At 66.7% G+C, this 1,352-nt stretch carries 1 protein-coding gene; it reads right to left on the minus strand.

Annotation, left to right across the window (positions count from 1 at the left end; genetic code table 11):
- On the minus strand, nt 1-1,334 hold a 1,334-nt coding region (locus B0I08_RS17500), incomplete at its 3' end, for a DUF222 domain-containing protein (RefSeq protein ID WP_146134474.1).
- Nucleotides 1,335-1,352 lie beyond the last annotated feature (18 nt).

Here is a 1,352-nt window from a genome sequence, read left to right on the forward strand (position 1 = left end):
CGCGGTTTGGGCCCGAGGTAGAGGACCTCTCCGCTGCGTCCGAGGAGGACGGGGCGGATGCCGTCGGTGCAGGCGAGTTCCTCGATGGTGCTGAGCGAGACGGGTTCGTTGATGCCATCCAACCAGCCGACACCGACTCCGGCTTCCAAATCGGCTGCGGTGACGACGGCGGTGACTTCGATCGTGGAGCGGGCGTCGCCGGTTTCATTTTTGGATGCCCGCAGCCCTGCCATAAACAGGCCAGACATCACGTCGCAGTGGCGTTGTTCCCGAGAGCGCAGATCTGTGGTCGCGGTGACCACACCGGTAGTGGTGGGATCCACCGGCGCTGTGATCGTCGCGGTGCCACGAAATCGTCGCGCACCGGTGGTGCTGTGATCGGCGCAGCCCACCTCGCCTGTGCTTGTGGGTGTGCTTGTGGGGATGTCGAGCTGGTTGGTGGTGAGTAGCCGGGCAGTGTGTTCGGGGTCGGCCAGGGCCACGCCGTGTGTTTTCAGCTGCTCGGCCTCGTCGGTGTTCACGGCGTCGTCGGTGCAGACAAATCGGGGTGTGGCGGCGGCGTCGGATTCGGCGATGGCCGCTTTGATCCGGGCGGTATCTTCCCCGGTGGTGTCCCAGGTGTTGCGGGTGATGCCGTTGCGTTCGCGGCCCTGGCGGAACCCGCGGCGGGACCGGATTTCTTCTTCCCGAGGTTGGGCGCCGTCGGGATCGAGGGCTTCACGCCACTGAACGATCTGTACTTGCAGTAGGTCGGGAGAGGTGGTGGTGGACGCGTCGACGAGGTGGGTTTCCGCGGCGCGGAAGCTGTCGTCCCAGACCATCTCAGTGGCGGGGTCGCCCTCGCGGTGGTGTTTGCGTGCAGCATCCAGCCCGGTCATGATCCGGGCGGCACAATCGACACTGATATCCCCCGTCTCGATCGCGGCACCGATGGCCGGGTATTGTGCCGGCACACTCTCCCCGGTCATCGTCAGGTGACTGCGCATCGCGGCGCCCACCTTCACCCGCCGGGTCGCTTCGCTGTTGCTGATGCGGGCGATGTCTTCCAGCATGTAGCTGGCACGGTTGTGGCCGTAACGGGCCGAGAGCCCCGAAGAGCCAGCAGCGTAGGACGAGCGGTCGTCCAGGATCGCCGCCGCCGATGCCTGCACACAGCCCAACTGCCGGGCGGCGGCCTCACCCTCAACGACCACCGCCAGCAGGGTCTCATCCGATTGCCCGGACAGACACTCGAGGCCGGTCGTCGCCGCGGCCAACTCCGCCGCACGGGCCAGATCCGCCCTGACCCGGCCAAGCAACACCACCAACTCACCCGACGCCTGCAGCACTGACATTGCGGGCACCACCGGGGT

Source organism: Glaciihabitans tibetensis, assembly GCF_003003265.1.
Classification (GTDB): domain Bacteria; phylum Actinomycetota; class Actinomycetes; order Actinomycetales; family Microbacteriaceae; genus Glaciihabitans; species Glaciihabitans tibetensis.